Origin of the sequence: Olsenella uli (genome assembly GCF_016899935.1) — a bacterium.
Classification (GTDB): Bacteria; Actinomycetota; Coriobacteriia; order Coriobacteriales; family Atopobiaceae; genus Thermophilibacter; species Thermophilibacter uli_B.
On sequence record NZ_JACJJK010000127.1, the window covers coordinates 1 to 230 of the forward strand.

General features: G+C 36.5%; 1 protein-coding gene. It reads right to left on the minus strand.

The features are described from left to right. A partial coding sequence (locus H6A07_RS10125) for a polysaccharide deacetylase family protein (RefSeq protein WP_204814783.1) occupies positions 1-230 on the minus strand: 230 nt, incomplete at both ends.

Here is a 230-nt window from a genome sequence, read left to right on the forward strand (position 1 = left end):
TTGGTCGAGTGTCTGCTTAGATTTGACAAGTTCTGTACGAAGTTGATCTTCACTAAGTCCTGTCATTGATTGATGAGTTGCTGTATGTGACTGAAAATCCATGCCATGAGCTTTCATTTCTTTAATCTGGTCCCAAGTCAAATAATTTGGCTGTGCACTTACAAAATCCGTTATGACAAAAATCGTGCCAGTAAAACCATATTTTTGTAAAATTGGATAAGCATTGACAT